11 protein-coding genes are annotated in these 17,123 nt (G+C 58.5%); 1 reads left to right on the top strand and 10 read right to left on the bottom strand.

The window, feature by feature from the left end; translation table 11 throughout:
• Nucleotides 1-77: 77 nt before the first annotated feature.
• The 9 genes from ABJP42_RS20210 to ABJP42_RS20170 form a co-directional block, all read right to left on the bottom strand.
• Nucleotides 78-2,561 (bottom strand): response regulator, encoded by a 2,484-nt coding sequence (locus ABJP42_RS20210; RefSeq protein ID WP_348343681.1) that lies wholly within the window; start codon nucleotides 2,559-2,561, stop codon nucleotides 78-80.
• Between the two features lie 397 nt (nucleotides 2,562-2,958).
• Entirely contained in the window at nucleotides 2,959-3,540 is a 582-nt protein-coding gene (locus ABJP42_RS20205; RefSeq protein WP_348343679.1) for a DUF2478 domain-containing protein, read from the bottom strand.
• 89 nt (nucleotides 3,541-3,629) lie between these two features.
• On the bottom strand, nucleotides 3,630-4,430 hold the full coding sequence (locus ABJP42_RS20200; protein ID WP_348343677.1) for a peptidylprolyl isomerase: 801 nt from the start codon (nucleotides 4,428-4,430) through the stop codon (nucleotides 3,630-3,632).
• A gap of 15 nt (nucleotides 4,431-4,445) precedes the next feature.
• Nucleotides 4,446-5,177 carry a respiratory nitrate reductase subunit gamma gene (narI, locus tag ABJP42_RS20195; RefSeq protein ID WP_348343675.1) on the bottom strand — a complete coding sequence of 244 codons (732 nt, stop codon included), beginning with the start codon at nucleotides 5,175-5,177 and terminating at the stop codon, nucleotides 4,446-4,448.
• A gap of 11 nt (nucleotides 5,178-5,188) precedes the next feature.
• A complete protein-coding gene (gene narJ / locus ABJP42_RS20190) occupies nucleotides 5,189-5,905 on the bottom strand; it encodes a nitrate reductase molybdenum cofactor assembly chaperone (protein WP_348343673.1) in 717 nt (238 codons plus the stop codon).
• A complete protein-coding gene (gene narH / locus ABJP42_RS20185) occupies nucleotides 5,905-7,428 on the bottom strand; it encodes a nitrate reductase subunit beta (RefSeq protein ID WP_348343672.1) in 1,524 nt (507 codons plus the stop codon). Before narH ends, narJ begins: the two co-directional genes overlap by 1 nt.
• On the bottom strand, nucleotides 7,425-11,153 hold the full coding sequence (locus ABJP42_RS20180; RefSeq protein WP_348343670.1) for a nitrate reductase subunit alpha: 3,729 nt from the start codon (nucleotides 11,151-11,153) through the stop codon (nucleotides 7,425-7,427). The genes narH and ABJP42_RS20180 overlap by 4 nt, the downstream gene beginning before the upstream one ends.
• A 69-nt stretch (nucleotides 11,154-11,222) precedes the next feature.
• Nucleotides 11,223-12,830: an MFS transporter gene (locus ABJP42_RS20175; protein ID WP_348343668.1), complete on the bottom strand. Its 1,608-nt coding sequence runs from the start codon at nucleotides 12,828-12,830 to the stop codon at nucleotides 11,223-11,225.
• Nucleotides 12,831-12,890: 60 nt separating this feature from the next.
• Complete coding sequence (locus tag ABJP42_RS20170; RefSeq protein WP_348343666.1) at nucleotides 12,891-14,309, bottom strand: MFS transporter; 1,419 nt, start codon at nucleotides 14,307-14,309, stop codon at nucleotides 12,891-12,893.
• Between the two features lie 224 nt (nucleotides 14,310-14,533).
• Here ABJP42_RS20170 and ABJP42_RS20165 point away from each other — a divergent pair, with 224 nt between their 5' ends.
• Nucleotides 14,534-15,259 carry a helix-turn-helix domain-containing protein gene (locus tag ABJP42_RS20165; protein WP_348343663.1) on the top strand — a complete coding sequence of 242 codons (726 nt, stop codon included), beginning with the start codon at nucleotides 14,534-14,536 and terminating at the stop codon, nucleotides 15,257-15,259.
• A gap of 32 nt (nucleotides 15,260-15,291) precedes the next feature.
• On the opposite strand, the gene ABJP42_RS20160 is transcribed toward ABJP42_RS20165, so the two are convergent.
• On the bottom strand, nucleotides 15,292-17,123 hold a 1,832-nt coding region (locus tag ABJP42_RS20160), incomplete at its 5' end, for a phosphopantetheine-binding protein (protein WP_348343661.1).

The raw sequence follows: 17,123 nt of genomic DNA, 5'->3' as shown, positions 1-17,123 counted from the left end.
AGCAGGCCTGCGCCAAGGCAAAACAACAGCTTGGTCACTGGTTGGCACAGTAGCGGGGATATCCGCCGCCCGAAAGATCAGCCGGAAAGGCCCTGCTGCTCTTCCCGGCCAGCCTGCAGCATGGTCAAGGTCTGCAGCAGCACGGATTTGCTGATCGGTTTTTGCAGGAAATAATCCATGCCTGCCGCCAGACAGGCCTCGCGGTCAGAATCAAAGGCATTGGCCGTCAGGGCGATTATCACCGGCTGTTCGGTGTCCAGCGCGCGGATTTCGCGGGTGGCGGCAAGCCCGTCGAGTTCGGGCATCGACATATCCATCAGAATGATATCCGGCGGTGTCTGCTGGCACAGCGTCACCGCCTCGCGACCGTTGTGGGCTTCGCGCAGGTGAAGGCCCAAACCATCCAGGTATTTGCGCACCAACAGGCGGTTGGTCTTATTGTCTTCGGCCAGCAGGATCTCGCATCCCGCCAGGTTTTCAGTCTCCAGCAAACGATCAACCGAAAGGACCTTCTCCGGGTTCACAGCCTGGCTCAGCTGGACCTCCAGACGGAAGCAAGAGCCCTTGTCCTTTTGCCGACACAGATCAATGCCGCCGCCCATGCGTTTGGCCAGAATGCTTGAAATGGTCAGCCCCAGCCCGGTGCCACCAAAGGCGCGGGTGGTGGCCGCATCCGCCTGGGCAAAGCGGTCAAAGATCAAATCGGCCTGGCCATCGGTGATACCAATGCCAGTGTCTTCGACCTCGATGAGCAGACGGTAAGGATCATCGCCAACGCTGCTGACCTTGAGGTCCACGCCACCCTTGGAGGTGAATTTCACCGCATTGCCAATCAGGTTCACCAGGATCTGCCGCAGCCTGCCATCGTCCCCATGCATCCGCGCAGGCAGTTCATCGGCAAAACTCACTGTCAGCCACAGATCCTTTTCCCGCGCCTTTGGCCGCAGCAGATTGACCGCCCCGGCAATGCAGTTTTGCAGGTCAAAGTCGACCGGGCTAATGGCCAGTTTCCCAGCCTCAAGCCGGGACAGGTCCAGAATATCATTGATGATCTTCAACAGCGCATTCGAAGATTCCCGGATGGTATCAAGGTAATCGCGCTCTTCCGCGCCGAGATCCCGTTCGGCCATCAGATCCGCCATGCCGAGAATGCCGTTCATTGGCGTGCGGATTTCGTGGGACATATTGGCGAGGAATTCGGATTTGGCGCGATCGGCGCTTTCGGCGGCAACCTTGGCGTCGGTCAGCTGGTTGTTGCGCTGCAAGAGCGCCGCGTTGGCCTCGATCAGCATCTCGCGCAGGTCCACGTCCGGGGTGACGTCCAGGTTCACCCCAATCATCCGCAGCCAGCCTTCACTATCGGCATAGGCCGTACCCATAGCCCGGATGTGCTTTACCTCGCCGCTGGCCAGAACAATACGGAACTCTGCCGCATAACTGCCGCCGGCATGGGCGGATTCCTTGTGCTCCCGAATGGCCTGCTCACGATCGTCAGGATGCAGGAAGGACTCCCAGATGCCGAAGGTGATCGGTTCATCCGGGTCCAGTTCATACATTTCACGCAGGCTGGGGTCCCAGATCTCTTCGCCGGTTCGGGTATTGGATTCCCAAATCCCGATCTTTGCAATCTCCAGGGCAATCTCAAGCCGCCGCGACAGGGTTTCCAACTGGCGCTCGCGGCGCTTCAGGGTGAGGATAACCCTGCGCCGCCCGGCAGACAATCGACCAGCGGTATAGATCGGGCCAATGATCAGTGCCCCGGCAATGAACACCACCAAACGCCAGGGCCAGGGATTGGCCTGGCGCGCCGACCAGCCGCCCTTGGGGCGGGCGGCAATCTGCCAAGAGCCAACCGGTAGTGGAATATCCAAAACAACCGGATTGTCCGAGAATATCGCCGGGTCTCCATAAAACTGAGCCCCCGCGGCCCCCATGCCATCGCGCCCCTGCATGGCCACTTCGATGCCGAGATCGGGTGAGTTAAACCCATGAGCCGCATAAAGCGGCGCGACTTTCATCACCGAGGAGAGGATGCCCCAGAACCGGCGATCCGGTCCCGAGCCGGTGAAGACTGGGAAGCGGCCAATAAAGGCCTCGCCGCCCTGCACCAGCTGCACCGGTCCGGCCAAAACCATTTCGCCGCCATCGCGGACCTTAAAAGCTGCATCCCGCTGCGCGTCATTCCGGTTGTAGTCCAACCCCAGAGCCGCCTCGTTGCCCTCCAGCGGGTAGAGCATCGAAATCACCAGATCGGGAGCAGCCGCAACATGGCTGATGCCGGTATTGGTGCCGATCACCATCTCTCCAAGTTGACTAAATCTCTCCTGGGACATGTCCGGTTCTGTTGACAGCACCGCAACAAGGCCACGAACCAGTTGAATATCAGCATTCAGCGACCCTTCCAGACTTGTCTGAATCAGGCTCGCCTCGCGGCGCACATCGGCTCGCAATGCCTGGTCATGGATGGTGTTGTTTTGTTGTTCTGAATAATACCCGGCGGCCAGTACCATGAAGAACGCAATCAAAACAGGCAGGTAGGCGCGCTTGTACAGCCCGTCCATGGGTATTGTCGAAGGACTTCTCACGAAACAAACACCACTTTACCCCTACACACCCCGTTTACCAAAGGGGCGAACGCTTACCACTGAGACCTTTGGTTCCAGATCACATCTGCCGCAAAGGTGTTCACAAAGCCTTAACACCCGGCAAGCAGATCCCTGTTCCAGAACGCCTGAGCCCCCTATCACATGCCTTATTAGTGTCGTGAAGTAAATTCAGCAGCAAAGGGTGCTGCATCGCTGATTTGAAGAGGAGCAAGTGGCAAGAATTGGCTCAAAGACCCCGCCAGATCGGTCCTGCCAGATCAGCCCTGATGGGTCTGCCCCCTCCAAAGCAAGGGCCAAAGAGCCCCTGACCCTTTGGCTTTTCCTGTGCTGCCACAGTATCTCGGGGATGCCGCTAGGCGGCGGTAAGGGCCTGTGACATCACTCCGGCAGAGGTGCCTTCGGTTGCGGCGGGGCCCTGCGAAACCTGCGCTTTTGGGATCTGGGCCATGACCCATTCCTCCAGCGGCGCCAGTTGCGGTGGCAGCTCGACACCCAAATCGCCAATGAAGTCAAAAAAGGCTGCCCGGTTCAGTTGGTTCAGCCCCACCAAGACCGGGATTTCCTTGGCCAGGGCCTCGCCAATCACGTTGCGAAAACCGCGCCCCTCTGCCTCGTGTTTGCCAAACTTGTTGATGATCAGCAGATCAGCGCCATCCTGCAATGCCGCTTCCGCCAGCGCCACAGATTGCTCCAGCGCCGCCGGATCCAAGCGACAGCCACGGGCTTCTTCGCCCAGGGTCTGCGAGATGCGGATCACTGGACCTTCGGGCAGAACCTGCACGTCCATATCGCAGCGGCAGCTGTCTGTGCGTTCGGAATTGACCTGCACGATGCCGCAGGGAGACAGACCAGAGGCCAGCAGGCGCTGGCTCAGCTGGTGAAGGATCTGATCGGTATCGCCGCGCCCCTGGGCCATAGTATAGGCAATCTGCATGGTCTTTTTCCTTGAACTGGTATCACCGGGCCAAAGTGCCCCCTGCCCCGGCGGTAGGGTTTCTATGCGTTGGATGTGCTGGCCAGCGGTCAGACAACCGGCTTCAGATCAGCGCCTGAAATCTCGGCTGTGGCAGCCAGTTTTTGCACAAACTCCTGCGCTGCACGCGCCCAGGCGGCCTTTTCCATGGCAATGGTGATGGCGCGTTTGGTGGCTTCAAAAGGCAGTTCCTGCCCCTCAGCCACCGCATCCATCCTCACGATGTGATAGCCATGACGCGACAAGATCGGCACCGGTGTGATCTCACATTCAGCCAGGTGATGCAGGAATTTTTCAAACTCCGGCACCGTGTCGCCCGGCCCAAGCTGGCCCAGGGCGCCGCCGGAAGTTTTTGAGCCGCAATCGCTGTCTGTTTTGGCCAGGGCGACAAAATCCTTTGGGTTGGTCTTGAGGCGGTCATTCAGCACATTGGCCTTTTTCAGCGCCTTTTCCTTGGCTTCCTTGTCGCGGGGGTCACAGGCACAAAGGATATGCGAGACCTCCCAAAGCGGCGGCGAGCGGAACCGGGAGGGATCGCGCGCCCATTCTGTATGGACCTCTTCTTCCGTCGGGGTCTCAGCCTCGACCGAGGCTTCGAGAAGGCCCCGGATCAGGGCCTCCTCATCTGTTTCAAACTGGCCCGGCCCGACTTCTGCCGGTTCAGTTGTCAGCTCCTGACGGCGCGCCTCCTGCAGCAGGAGGGTGCGCACCGCCACCGCATTGGCGGCCTTGCGCCAGGCGATACCCGGCTTACCGGTGGGGGCTTCGTGGTTCTGTGTCTCGGCCGCGATTACGGCATGAGGCACAGCTTCGCCATTGACGATGAGATCGGGGAAAAGGCCAGCTTTCATCTTATCTACTCCGGCTTATTTGCTAGCGGAACGGTTGGGGGCAACCGGACCTGCGCGGGTTGGGAGGCTTTCACTGCGACGCGAGCGCACCACCTGATAACCAGGGCGGAAGACATAGCGCACCGGCACCGAGAGCATGTGCACCAACCGGGTGAAGGGGAAGACCAGGAAGATGGTCAGCCCGAGGAACAGGTGCAGTTTGAAGATGAAGGCCACATCCGAAATGTAGGAGGCCGCCGCCCCGTCGAAGGTGACAATCCCCTGCGCCCAGGCCATGAACTTGGTCATTTCGTGGCCGTCCAGATGCCCCAATGAGGCAAAGATGGTCAACAGCCCCAGCACCAGCTGCGCCAAGAGCATCGCCAGAATGGCAATATCGGCAGTGCTGGAGGTCTTGCGGATGCGTGGATCCGTCCAGCGACGGTGAAACAGCATGCCGCCACCAATCAGGGCCATGACGCCAGCGATACCGCCGACGACAACCGCGCCAACCTGTTTGAACCCATGGCTGATGCCAAGCGCATCAAAGATGCCAATTGGAGTCAGCAGGCCAATGAGATGGCCAAAGAAGATCACCAGCACACCGATGTGAAACAGCACCGAGCCCATAATCAGCTGCTTGCGCCGCAGCATCTGGCTCGAGGAGGTCTTCCAGGTGAAAGGATCCCGCTCGTAGCGCGCGATCGACCCGAGCATCGCCACCGTGAGGGCGATATAGGGATAGATACCGAATAGGAAATTATGCATGAGAGCCTCCGTTATTCAGCCGCAACGCCGGTTTTTTGACCGGGCGCAGGATTTTGGGGTTCATCCATGCGCGACAGCATATCGCGCACTTGGGGACAGCCCGCATTGGGATCGGGACCAAAGAGCACTTCGCTCTCCTCCCAGACCTCATCCAGGGCTTCCAGATCATTGGGGTCCACTTCCGGCTGCTCCAGCAGCTCAGCGACGGCGGCCTTATCGGCCTCGGTGCCTGCCAGCTGTAAAAGAGCGGCGAACACAGCACCATAAGTGCTCTCGCGACGGGCAAGCCGTTCGCTCAAGGCGCTAAAGATATGGGCTGCGTCCGCCAAAGTGTCCTGTACTTCCGCAAAGGGACGCGTCGACAGGAATTCCAGCAAAACAGGCAGGTGATCCGGCAGTTCCGTGGTGTTGGGCTCAAAACCACCATCGCGGTAGGTTTCGATCAAGGACACCATGGCGCCGCCACGATCGCGGCTTTCGCCGTGCACGTGCTCAAACAGGTTGAGGCTGAGGGTGCGCGAGCGATCAAAGAGCATGACGTATTTCTCTTCGAGATCGTAGATGTCCTCGTCGCGCAGCGCCTCCACCAAGGGGCGCAGGTCGCGCCGCGCGGCTGCGGTGAGGCGGGTATCAGAGGCGAGCACGCCTCCGATTTCCGACATGGCGCCCTGCAGCTCCCGCGTGGGGTAGCTCAAGAGCAATGAGATCGCTTTTAGTGAACGGTCCATCAGCGTAGCTCCTCAGGCATTTTCAAAGGCTTCTTGGAGCCGCCAAACAGCGATCCCTTGCTGATACCGGGCGAGCAGCCATTGGTATCGGTAAAGCCGCAACCGCCGCGCAGATCATAGGCTTCTTCGACCTGTTCCCGGTGGGTGGTTGGGATGACAAAGCGATCCTCGTAATCCGCCAGGGCCATGATTTTATACATGTCCTCAATCATGGCGGAGTCGAGACCGACCTTCTTGGCCACTGCCTCATCGCGCACACCGTCGATGGTTTTGGCCCGCATGTAGGAGCGCATGGCCAGCATCCGCTCCAGTGCAAGCGCTACTGGTTCTTCGTCGCCTGCGGTGAGCATATTGGCGAGGTAACGCAGCGGGATCCGCAGGTTGCGCACATCCGGCATGGCGCCATCCATACCAATGGCGCCTGCCTCGGCAGCGTTCTGGATCGGCGACAGTGGCGGGATGTACCAGACCATCGGCAGAGTGCGATATTCGGGGTGCAGCGGGAAGGCCACCTTCCACTCCATCGCCATTTTCCAGATCGGGCTTTCCTGTGCCGATTTGATCCAGTCCTCGGGGATACCATCGGCGCGGGCGGTTTCAATCACCTGCGGATCGTTGGGATCGAGGAAGACATCCAGCTGCGCATCATAAAGATCGGTTGTGGCGGGCGCATTTGCTGCCTCTTCGATCTTATCCGCATCATAGAGCATCACGCCCAGATAGCGGATCCGACCAACGCAGGTCTCGGAACAGACCGTTGGGTTGCCGCTTTCGATCCGGGGGTAGCACAGGGTGCATTTCTCGGATTTGCCGCTCTGCCAGTTGTAGTAGATCTTTTTGTAAGGACAGCCCGAGACGCACATCCGCCAGCCGCGGCATTTTTCCTGATCAATCAGGACAATGCCGTCTTCTTCGCGTTTGTAGATCGCACCGGATGGGCAGGACGCTGCACAGGCCGGGTTCAGACAGTGCTCACAGAGCCGGGGGAGATACATCATGAATGTATTCTCATATTCCCCGTAGATCTCCTTTTGGATGCCCTCAAAGTTGTAGTCTTGCGACCTCTTTGCGAACTCACCGCCCAGGATCTCTTCCCAGTTCGGCCCCTTGTTGATCTTCTCCATGCGCTCGCCGGTCACCTTCGAGCGGGGACGCGCGGTGGGGAAGGCCTCCAGTTCGGGGGCCGATTTCAGGTGGTCGTAGTCAAAATCAAACGGCTCGTAGTAGTCGTCGATTTCGGGCAGATCCGGGTTGCCAAAGATATTGGCCAGGATCCGCCATTTGCTGCCTTGTTTGGGCTGGAGCTTACCGCCACGGGTGCGCTCCCAGCCGCCATTCCAACGGTCCTGGTTTTCCCAGTCCGTAGGATAACCGGTGCCGGGTTTGGTTTCGACATTGTTGAACCAGGCGTATTCGACACCGTCGCGGCTGGTCCAGACGTTCTTACAGGTGACGGAACAGGTGTGGCACCCGATGCATTTATCGAGGTTCAGCACCATGCCGATTTGAGCACGTACTCTCATTCTGCTGCCTCCTTCTGGGTGGCTTCCCGGTCGAGCCAGTCGACCTTTTTCATCTTGCGCACCACGACAAATTCATCGCGGTTGGCGCCAACTGTGCCGTAGTAGTTGAAGCCGTAAGACTGCTGCGCATAACCACCGATCATATGGGTGGGTTTCAGAACAGTCCGGGTCACAGAGTTGTGGATCCCGCCCCGGTGACCGGTCTTTTCAGAGCCGGGCGTGTTCACGATCTTCTCCTGGGCGTGATACATGAAGGTGGTGCCATCCTTCATCCGCTGCGACACCACCGCCCGCGCGGTCAAAGCGCCGTTGGTGTTGTAGAGCTCGATCCAGTCGTTGTCCTTGATATCGGCTTTTTTGGCGTCGTTTTCAGACAGCCAGACCACCGGGCCACCGCGGTTCAGCGTCAGCATCAGCAAGTTGTCGGAATAGGTCGAGTGGATGCCCCATTTCTGGTGCGGCGTGATGAAGTTCAACACCAGGTTGTCGCCATCGTCCTGCACATCCTTGGTGATGGTTTTCAGATCCACCGGAGGCCGGTAGGACATGAAGCCTTCGCCAAAGGCGCGCATCCAGAGGTGATCCTGATAAAGCTGCTGACGACCAGTCAAGGTGCGCCATGGGATCAGCTCATGCACGTTGGTATAGCCGGCGTTATAGCAGACCTTCTCGCTTTCCAGACCAGACCAAGTCGGAGAGGAGATGATCTTGCGTGGCTGGGCGGCGATATCGCGGAAGCGGATCTTCTCGTCTTCCTTGGGCAGGGCCAGATGGGTGTGATCAAGACCAGTAAAGGTCGAGAGCGCATCCCAGGCTTTCACCGCCACTTCGCCATTGGTTTCCGGTGCCAGCATCAGCACGACCTCGGTGGCGTCGATATCGGTGACGATCTTGGCACAGCCCTTGGCCGGGCCTTCCTCCCATTCACCGTTCAGCTCGCGCAGATGCTGCACTTCGTGCTCGGTGTTCCAGTTGATGCCTTTGCCGCCATTGCCCAGTTTGTCCAAAAGCGGACCAAGCGCCACAAAGCGATCATAGATCGCGGTGTAGTCACGCTCGACCGGAATATAGTTCGGCGCGGTCTTGCCCGGGATCAGGTCGCATTCGCCCTTCTTCCAGTCCTTGACCTGATCCTGCGCCAGTTCAGCCGGGGTGTCGTGCAGCAGAGGCAACGCCACGATGTCGGTTTCCTTGCCGAGGATCTCGGGGGCAACTTCCTGCACCTTCTTGGCGATGGATTTGAAGATCTCCCAGTCGGATTTGCTCTCGTAGGCCGGATCCACAGCCGCCTGCAGCGGGTGGATGAACGGGTGCATATCCGAGGTGTTGAGGTCGTTCTTCTCATACCACGAGGCCGTTGGCAGCACGATATCGGAATAGACCGCGGTGGTGCTCATGCGGAAGTCGATGGTGACCAGCAGATCGAGTTTGCCCTGCGGGCCTTCCTCGTGCCATTTGGCCTCTTTTGGCAGTTGCCGCCCTTCTTCACCAAGATCCTTGCCCATGACACCGTGATCGGTTCCCAGGAGGTGCTTGAGGAAGTATTCATGGCCCTTACCGGAGGAACCCAAGAGGTTGGAGCGCCACACAAAGAGGTTACGCGGCCAGTTTTCCGGGGCATCTGGATCCTCGCAGGACATCTCCAGCTCGCCCGATTTCAGCTGCTCGGCCACATAGGCCGGGATTTCCTTGCCAGCTGCCTTGGCCTGTTTCGCCACTTCCAGCGGGTTGGTTTTCAACTGTGGTGCTGATGGCAACCAGCCCATGCGTTCAGCCCGGACGTTATAGTCGATGAGGTTGATGTCCCAATCGCCCTCAGGGGCTGTTGGCGACAGGATCTCATCGGCCTCAAGCGTCTCGTAGCGCCACTGGTCAGAGTGGGCATACCAGGCCGAGGTGGAGTTCATGTGGCGCGGCGGACGGCCCCAATCAAGGGCAAAGGCCAAGGGCTGCCAGCCGGTTTGCGGCCGCAGTTTTTCCTGGCCCACATAGTGTGCCCAGCCTCCGCCGGATTGTCCCACGCAGCCACACATGACCAGCATGTTGATGACACCGCGATAGTTCATATCCATGTGATACCAGTGGTTCATCGCCGCGCCGATGATGATCATCGACTTGCCTTCGGTCTTTTCGGCATTCTGAGCAAATTCACGGGCAACATGGATGATCTTGTCGCGGCTGACACCGGTGATCTTTTCAGCCCAGGCCGGGGTGCCGGGCATCTCATCGTCATAGTCTTTGGCAACCCAGTCACCGCCCAGATTGCGGTCGAGACCGTAGTTGGCGCAGTAAAGGTCAAAGACCGTGGCAACGCGGATCTCGCCCTCGGCGGTCTTGATGGTCTTAACCGGGATATTGCGGGTCAAAACATCGGGGTGATCGGCGTCGGTGGCAAAGGCCTCGGTGGCTTCGCCGCCAAAGTAGGGGAAATCAACGCCCAGAACATCGTCATGGTCTTCTTCAAGAACAAGCGACATCTTCAGGTTGGTGTCAGCATCCTTGGCCTTTTCCTGCAGGTTCCATTCGCCGTCTTCGCCCCAGCGATAGCCGATTGACCCATTGGGGGCGACCAGACCACCTGTGGCCTCATCCCAGGCGATGGTTTTCCATTCCGGGTTATTCTCTTCACCCAGTTTACCATCCAGATCATCGGCCCGCAGGAAGCGGCCCGGCAGGATGCGACCGTCTTTTTCTTCCAGCTTCACCAGCATGGGGAAGTCAGAGTATTTCCGGCAGTATTCTTCAAAATACTCGGCCTGACGGTCGAGGTGGAATTCGCGCAGGATCACATGGCCAAAGGCCATGCCCAGCGCCGCATCGGTGCCCTGTTTGACGTTCAGCCAGACATCGCCAAATTTGGCGGCCTCGGAATAGTCGGGGCAGATGACGGCGGATTTGGTCCCACGGTAGCGGGCTTCGGTGTAGAAATGCGCGTCCGGCGTCCGGGTCTGCGGCACGTTGGAGCCCCAGAGCAACAGATAACCGGAGTTGTACCAATCAGCCGATTCCGGCACATCGGTCTGCTCACCCCAGATCATCGGCGAGGCGGGGGGCAGATCGCAGTACCAATCATAGAAGGACATGCAGACGCCGCCCATCAGGGACAGATAGCGTGAGCCGGCCGCATAGGAGATCATCGACATCGCCGGAATGGGCGAGAAGCCAAAGATCCGGTCGGGGCCGTAGGTCTTGGTGGTGTAGGAGTTCGCCGCCGCGGTGATCTCGGTGGCCTCATCCCAGGTGGCGCGGACAAAACCGCCCTTCCCACGGGTCTCTACATAAGAGGCGCGTAGGATGGGATCGTTCTGCAGCTTGGTCCAGGCCTCGATGGGGCTCATGGTGGCGCGCATCTTGCGCCAGATCTTCATCAGGCGGCCACGCACCAGCGGGTTCTTCACCCGGTTGGCAGAATAGAGATACCAGCTGTAGCTGGCGCCACGGGCACAGCCGCGGGGCTCGTGGTTGGGCAGATCCGGGCGGGTGCGCGGATAGTCGGTCTGCTGTGTTTCCCAGGTGACGATCCCGGATTTCACGTAGATTTTCCAGGAACAAGACCCAGTGCAGTTCACCCCATGGGTGGAGCGCACAATTTTGTCGTGGCGCCAGCGGTTGCGATATGTGTCTTCCCAGTCGCGGTTTTCACGGGTGACCTGGCCGTGACCGTTGGAGAACGTTTCAAGTTCTTTGGACTGAAGGAAGTTTAGCCGGTCGAGCAGATGGCTCATGGGGTCTCTCCTTGGATTGGCGGGCGGGCTCCGGCCAGCACGTGGCCGGAGCTGTGCGAGCTTGAGGTATTAGGGGTTCTTGATGTAGGCGCCGGGGCGCAGGTAGAACCACCAGTTGATCACGATGCAGACGCCGTAGAAGACAGCAAACCCGTAGAGCGCATACTCTGGGGTGCCGGCGCTCATCTGTTCCCCGAACACTTTGGGGATGATGAAAGCGCCATAGGCGGCAACAGCGGCGGTCCAACCCAGAACCGGGCCAGCCTGCTCTTTGTTGAAGGCCACCGCGATGGTCCGGAAGGTGGAGCCATTGCCGATGCCGGTGGCCGCAAACAGGATCAGGAAGAGGCCGAGGAAGGGTACAAAATACTCTTCAGGCGTTGCCGAGGAATAGGCCTTTTGGATGAAATAGGCGACACCCAGGGCCGAGGCGACCATGACAACCGAGATCCACTGGGTAACCCGGGCGCCGCCCAGTTTGTCAGCAATCATACCGCCAATTGGACGGATCAGCGCCCCGATGAAGGGCCCCATCCAGGCAAACATCAAGGCAGATGGACCATTCGAGTTGACGGTGTCATGAGTCATCACCCCGTCGACCATCAGGTGCTGGAAGCCAAAGACCACTTTGATGGTCAGCGCCAGCGCAGCAGAGTACCCAATGAAGCTACCAAAGGTCATGGTATAGATCACGGTCATCGCCCAGGTGTGTTTGTTGCCAAAGATCTGATACTGGCGGGTGAGGTTTTGACCAACCTGACCAGGGATCATTTTCAACAGGATCACTGTCAAGGCGATTACGATGGGCAGCACCAGCCATTTGGAAACCATAAAGCCCGAGCCGCCAACCTTGGCAGGCAGCATCAGCCACAGGCCAAAGCCCGCAGTGACAAAACCGATCAGCAACATGAAGGTGATGGTCGAGAAAGCGCCAACAGGGCCTGGGATATCCGGGCTGACATGTTCGTCACGGATATTGTTCATGCCAAACCAGCCGGCAAAGGCCAGCGGCACCAAGAGCAACAACCAGACGTAGCCAGCATTATGGATATAGGTTTCTGTCCCGGCTGGGATCTTACCGATCAGGGTCCCAGAGGTATTCTCCAGGATCATTGGCTCGCCGCCGAACAGACCAAAGGTCATTACCAGCGGGATAACGATCTGCATGGTGGTCACACCAAAGTTGCCCAGACCCGCGTTCATGCCCAGCGCATAGCCCTGCACCTTTTTGGGGTAGAAGAACGAGATATTGGACATCGAGGAGGAGAAGTTACCGCCGCCAATACCCGACAGGAAGGCCAGCACCTGGAACTGCCAGAGCGGCGTATCCGGGTTTTGCAGTGCAATGCCGGCCCCAACGGCGGGGATCATCAAGAGCGCCGTGGTAAAGAAGATGGTGTTTCGACCACCGGCAATCCGAATAAAGAAGGTCGAGGGGATGCGCAGCGTCGCACCAGTCAGGCCGGCGATGGCCGCCAGGGTAAAGAGCTCTGATTTTTCAAAGGCAAAGCCGAGGTTGATCATCTGTACGGTGATGATGCCCCAGTAGAGCCAGACGGCAAAGCCACAGAGCAGTGACGGGATTGAGATCCACAGGTTGCGGGTGGCGATTGCTTTACCCGTAGAGGCCCAATAGCTCTCGTCCTCCGGGGTATAGTTTCTTAGGTCTTGTCCCACGTTTTTTCCTCCTCACTATGAGGTTGCGACGGGCCGGGAGAGGCCCGTCATTTTTCGAATTCAGGATTTTGGTGCTTCGGGATGCTTGGCGTTCCACTCCTCGACCACGGCGACCGATTGGGCCAGCGCAGTGTTGGCGCGTTCAGCACGAGTACGCAGGGCGTCCAGCGAGGCATGTTCAAAGTTGGCTTTCTCTTCTTCTTCCTGCTCTTCAGAGAAGCGGACAAAGAAGGCGAGAACCGAGGCACAGGCGACAGTGACACCGATGACAAAGAAGACATCGTTCCATTCCATCGCGCCTTTGAACAGGAAGCCCGCAGCCACCGCACCGGCGTTGCCGCCTGCACCAACCACACCAGCAACCGCGCCGAGTGCTTTTTTGTTGATGAAGGGAACCACTGAGTAAGTCGCGCCTTCGGCCATCTGGGTGAACAGCGAGAAGATGATCAGCATCGGCAGCGCCAGGAACAGCACCTGCATCTGGCTGAACACCATCAGAGCACAGCCCTCGCCCAGAAGCACGATGAAGAGCCAGAAGCTGCGGCCCTTGAGGCCCCAAAGCGCGCCGAAGTTGTCGCCAAAGATGCCGCCCAGGGTGCGGGCAAAGATGTTCATCAGCCCAAAGGAGGCCGCAACACCACCTGCCGCCACCAGGCTCAGGTCGAAGTAGTCATAGAAGTAGAGCGCCGCGACGTTGTTTACGGTGAGCTCAATGCCAAAGCAGGCACCATAGATCAGGAACAGGATCCAGACCCGGTAGTCCGCCATTGCCTTGAAGTAGTCAGCGGTTACCGATTTTTTCGGTGGCAGTTTACCCTGCTCGCGTAGTTCCTTGTAGTTTCCTTCCGGCGCATCCTGGGTCAGGAAGTAGTAAGCGATGCCGACCACAAAGATCACGCAGCCCACAACCATCATCGACAGGCGCCAGCCAACGGCCTCAGAGAAGCCAAAGCCAACCACAAAGACCGAGAAGACCATCGGCATGGCAAACTGGGTGACACCGCCACCAAGGTTGCCCCAGCCGGCGGAGGTCGCATTGGCGGTGCCCACCACATTCGGGGCAAACATAACAGTGGTATGATACTGGGTGATGACAAAGGCCGCGCCAATGATGCCGATCAACAGGCGAAAGAACAGGAAGGTCTCAAAGCTGTCCGCCAGGCCAATGCCCGCCACCGGAAAGGCGCCAAAGATCAGCAGATAGGTATACGACAGCCGGGGACCGATGCGATCACAGAGCCAGCCGATAAAGAAGCGGGCAAAGACCGTCACCGCCACCGAAGCGATGATCGACCAGCCCACCTGGGATTTGGTCAATTGCAGCTCGTCGCGCACGATGATCATCAGTGGCGCGATGCCGAACCAGGCAAAGAAGCAGGAGAAGAAAGCAAACCAAGTCATATGGAAGGTGCGGATCTGCACCATCTTCACATTGAAGAAGTTTCCCCAGAGACTGGTTGCCTTGTTTTGAATTTCCATCGGTGTCCCTCCGAATTTTACGAAGGCCCGCCAAGGCGAGCTTTGACGATGACTTGCGCCCATATTGCCCACCTAGGTTTGATCCAGATCATGTTATTTGAAAAAATGCATATAAATAAATGACTTATAGACTAATGTCATTTCCATCCCGGCGACAGATCAAACACTCACCTCCACTCTCGCAAGGCAACTGTTGACATTTATCAAGTGAATGGGTGATCAACATGCGAACTCATACTCAGCTGGTGACGCTAGGCATGCCCGACTCACATTCTAAAGAAATTCGGGAATTGCACCTCTTTTCTGAGATGGAAGATGCGCATTTTCAATCCCTTATCCGAGCGGCCTATGTGCAAAACTTCCCGCCTCAGATTGAGCTGATCACCGAGGGCGACTCGAGTGATTTTCTCCATGTGTTGTTAAGCGGGTCAGTGGATCTGTTTTCCAGCTGGAATGATCGTGAAACCAGCATGGCCACAGTGCGACCGATCTCCACCTTTATCCTGGCGGCCACCGTGCGCGAAGCCCCCTACCTGATGTCAGCCCGCACAATGGAAAAAAGCCGCATCATGCTAATTCCCAGCCAGAACGTACGGGATGTGTTTGATCAGGATGGCCAGTTTGCCCGCGCCATCGTTGATGAATTGGCTATGTGCTACCGTGGAGTCATCAAGAATACTAAGGATCTGAAGCTGCGTACTTCGCTGGAACGGCTGGCCAATTACCTGTTGCGCCAACAGGCGCGCTCTGGCGGCGGCGAAACCTTTATGCTTGAAGCAGAAAAGCGCCGTCTGGCCTCGGTTCTGGGCATGACCTCCGAAAACCTGAGTCGGGCGTTCAAGGCGCTGCGCCCCTATGGGGTCACCGTAAAGGGCAGCCAGATCACCATTGCCAATCAGCAGGATCTTGAAGGTTTTGCCAAACCCAACCCGCTGATCGACAACCGCTGATCTCTTAGCACCCGCGGCCTGTGCCGCCTTTTTTAAGCAGCCGTGCCAATCGCTTTTTGGGTGCGGCGCAACCAGGTCTGCAATTCCGCATCCTGAGGGTATGTCTGCCCAACCGCTTTCAAAATTGGCAAGGCCGATTGAAACTTCTCGACCTTGGCCAGGCATATTCCCAGCAGTCGCCAGATCTCCGGCTTGTAGCCACAGCGCTGACCTGCTCGTTCCAACACCTCGATGGCCTCTTCCACGCGGCCAAGTTGTTGCAACAGATCGCCGTAGTGCAGTTCAAGATCCCGGATCATGCCACCACAAGAGAGGTCGCGCGCTGCACCGCTGTCTCTGGTGGCTTGCCGAGCAATATCCAGCTCCGCCAGGGCTGCCTCCGGCGCCTGCAACTGGCGCAGCACCTCAGCTCGGGCCGCATACCAGGCCAGGGCGGGCACCGCCTCAGGCGGCCGTTGCGGAGCGGATTTCATCCAGTCTTGCAGCAGATCATAAATGTCGCGCTGCATCGACTGCGCCAGCCGATCCGCGATCAGAACCGACCAGGGGTGATGCGGGTAGGCGCGGCTGACTGCGCAGATCAAATCAAAAGCTTTTTCATGCTCGCCTGTGGCCAGAAACCGAGATACCCGGCGTCTGTCAGAGGCACCTGGCAGAGGCGAGACCAGGGCATGGGGGGGAGCACCTGGCTGCAGCGCCGCTGCGGTCATCTTAGCTTGCGCATGTAATATGGAGCGATGGTCCGCGGGCACCAGATGCACCGCAACTTCGCCGGAAACAAAATCCTCCCAGCCATAGGCCAGCATCGCAAAAGAAATCAGACCCGGACGCTCGCCGCGAATGAGCGCCATATCCCCTTGCAAAGGCACCAATTCATGGGCCCGACGCCGCACTTCGGCCTGCCTGGACTCGGTCGCCCAACCCGGATCAAAGCCCGTCAATCTGCGAAACACCGGTCCGTTGTCGATCACCGTCAGGCTCAGCGGTGGCATCTCAAGCGCCGCGAGATGCCGCGCGGTTTCAAAGGCCTCGGCGCCACCATAAGAAAACCCGGTTAGATGCAGCCCCTCTGTGAAGGCGCTGTGTTGCAACAGCTTGGCATAGTATCGCGCGTGATCGGCAAAACTGCGGCGGGCCACTGAGGCTGGTGCAACAGGTCTTTGCAACAGATAGCTCCCCTGCTCCTGCGGCAGCTGCTGCAAAAGATCGCTGAGGTTTGGACCTGTGGCGACAAATCCTGGCAAAAAGACCAGCGGCGGCATCTCTCCGGCAGACTTGGTGCAGATCAGCCCGTCGTGCAGATCAACTGGCCGGATCCCCGCCAAAAGGGCACTGAGGCCCAGCGGCGTTGGTGCGCCAAAAGCCTCTGCCACCGGCAGGTGGCATCCGGTTTTTTCCCGGATATGGGCCAAGAATTTGATCAGCAAGAGCGAGCTGCCACCCGCCGCAAAGAAGTCCTGATCGCCGCCTTGTGGTGGCCGCCCCAGAACCTGGTGCCAGCCTTCCTGTACTGCAGGTGCAAGGACGCCCTGCACCGTATCAGAAACCTGGTCTGCCTGTTGCAGTGCCTCTATCGCCCGTTCTGTCAGCGCCGCCCGGTCCAGTTTGCCAGAGGCATTCAGCGGCAGGGCCTCACAGCGCAGAACAAGCGATGGCACCCAGGCCGAAGGCAGGTTGTCGCGCAGATACTGGCGCAGATCTGCCTCCCCTGCCGCCTGTCCTGTAGTGGATTTGGCCACGTAGCAGGCAATCAAAACCTGGGTCTCGCCGATGGGGGCTGCAAAAACCGCTGCCGCGCTGGCCATGCCACTGGCCAACAACAGGTTTTCAATTTCTCCAGGCTCCACCCGCTGGCCGCTGATTT

The sequence above is a fragment of the Pseudophaeobacter sp. genome, assembly GCF_039971195.1.
Lineage (GTDB): Bacteria > Pseudomonadota > Alphaproteobacteria > Rhodobacterales > Rhodobacteraceae > Pseudophaeobacter.
Note: the sequence above shows the minus strand (reverse complement) of the source record. Positions and strands in the feature narration are given on the sequence as shown.

Bases quoted from the DNA above. Each gene is read 5' to 3' on its own strand.
- narJ (WP_348343673.1), bottom strand. From the start codon at position 5,905: ATGGACCGTTCACTAAAAGCGATCTCATTGCTCTTGAGCTACCCCACG.
- ABJP42_RS20200 (WP_348343677.1), bottom strand. From the start codon at position 4,430: ATGAAAGCTGGCCTTTTCCCCGATCTCATCGTCAATGGCGAAGCTGTG.
- narI (WP_348343675.1), bottom strand. From the start codon at position 5,177: ATGCATAATTTCCTATTCGGTATCTATCCCTATATCGCCCTCACGGTG.
- ABJP42_RS20205 (WP_348343679.1), bottom strand. From the start codon at position 3,540: ATGCAGATTGCCTATACTATGGCCCAGGGGCGCGGCGATACCGATCAG.
- ABJP42_RS20210 (WP_348343681.1), bottom strand. From the start codon at position 2,561: ATGGACGGGCTGTACAAGCGCGCCTACCTGCCTGTTTTGATTGCGTTC.
- narH (WP_348343672.1), bottom strand. From the start codon at position 7,428: ATGAGAGTACGTGCTCAAATCGGCATGGTGCTGAACCTCGATAAATGC.
- ABJP42_RS20165 (WP_348343663.1), top strand. From the start codon at position 14,534: ATGCGAACTCATACTCAGCTGGTGACGCTAGGCATGCCCGACTCACAT.
- ABJP42_RS20180 (WP_348343670.1), bottom strand. From the start codon at position 11,153: ATGAGCCATCTGCTCGACCGGCTAAACTTCCTTCAGTCCAAAGAACTT.
- ABJP42_RS20170 (WP_348343666.1), bottom strand. From the start codon at position 14,309: ATGGAAATTCAAAACAAGGCAACCAGTCTCTGGGGAAACTTCTTCAAT.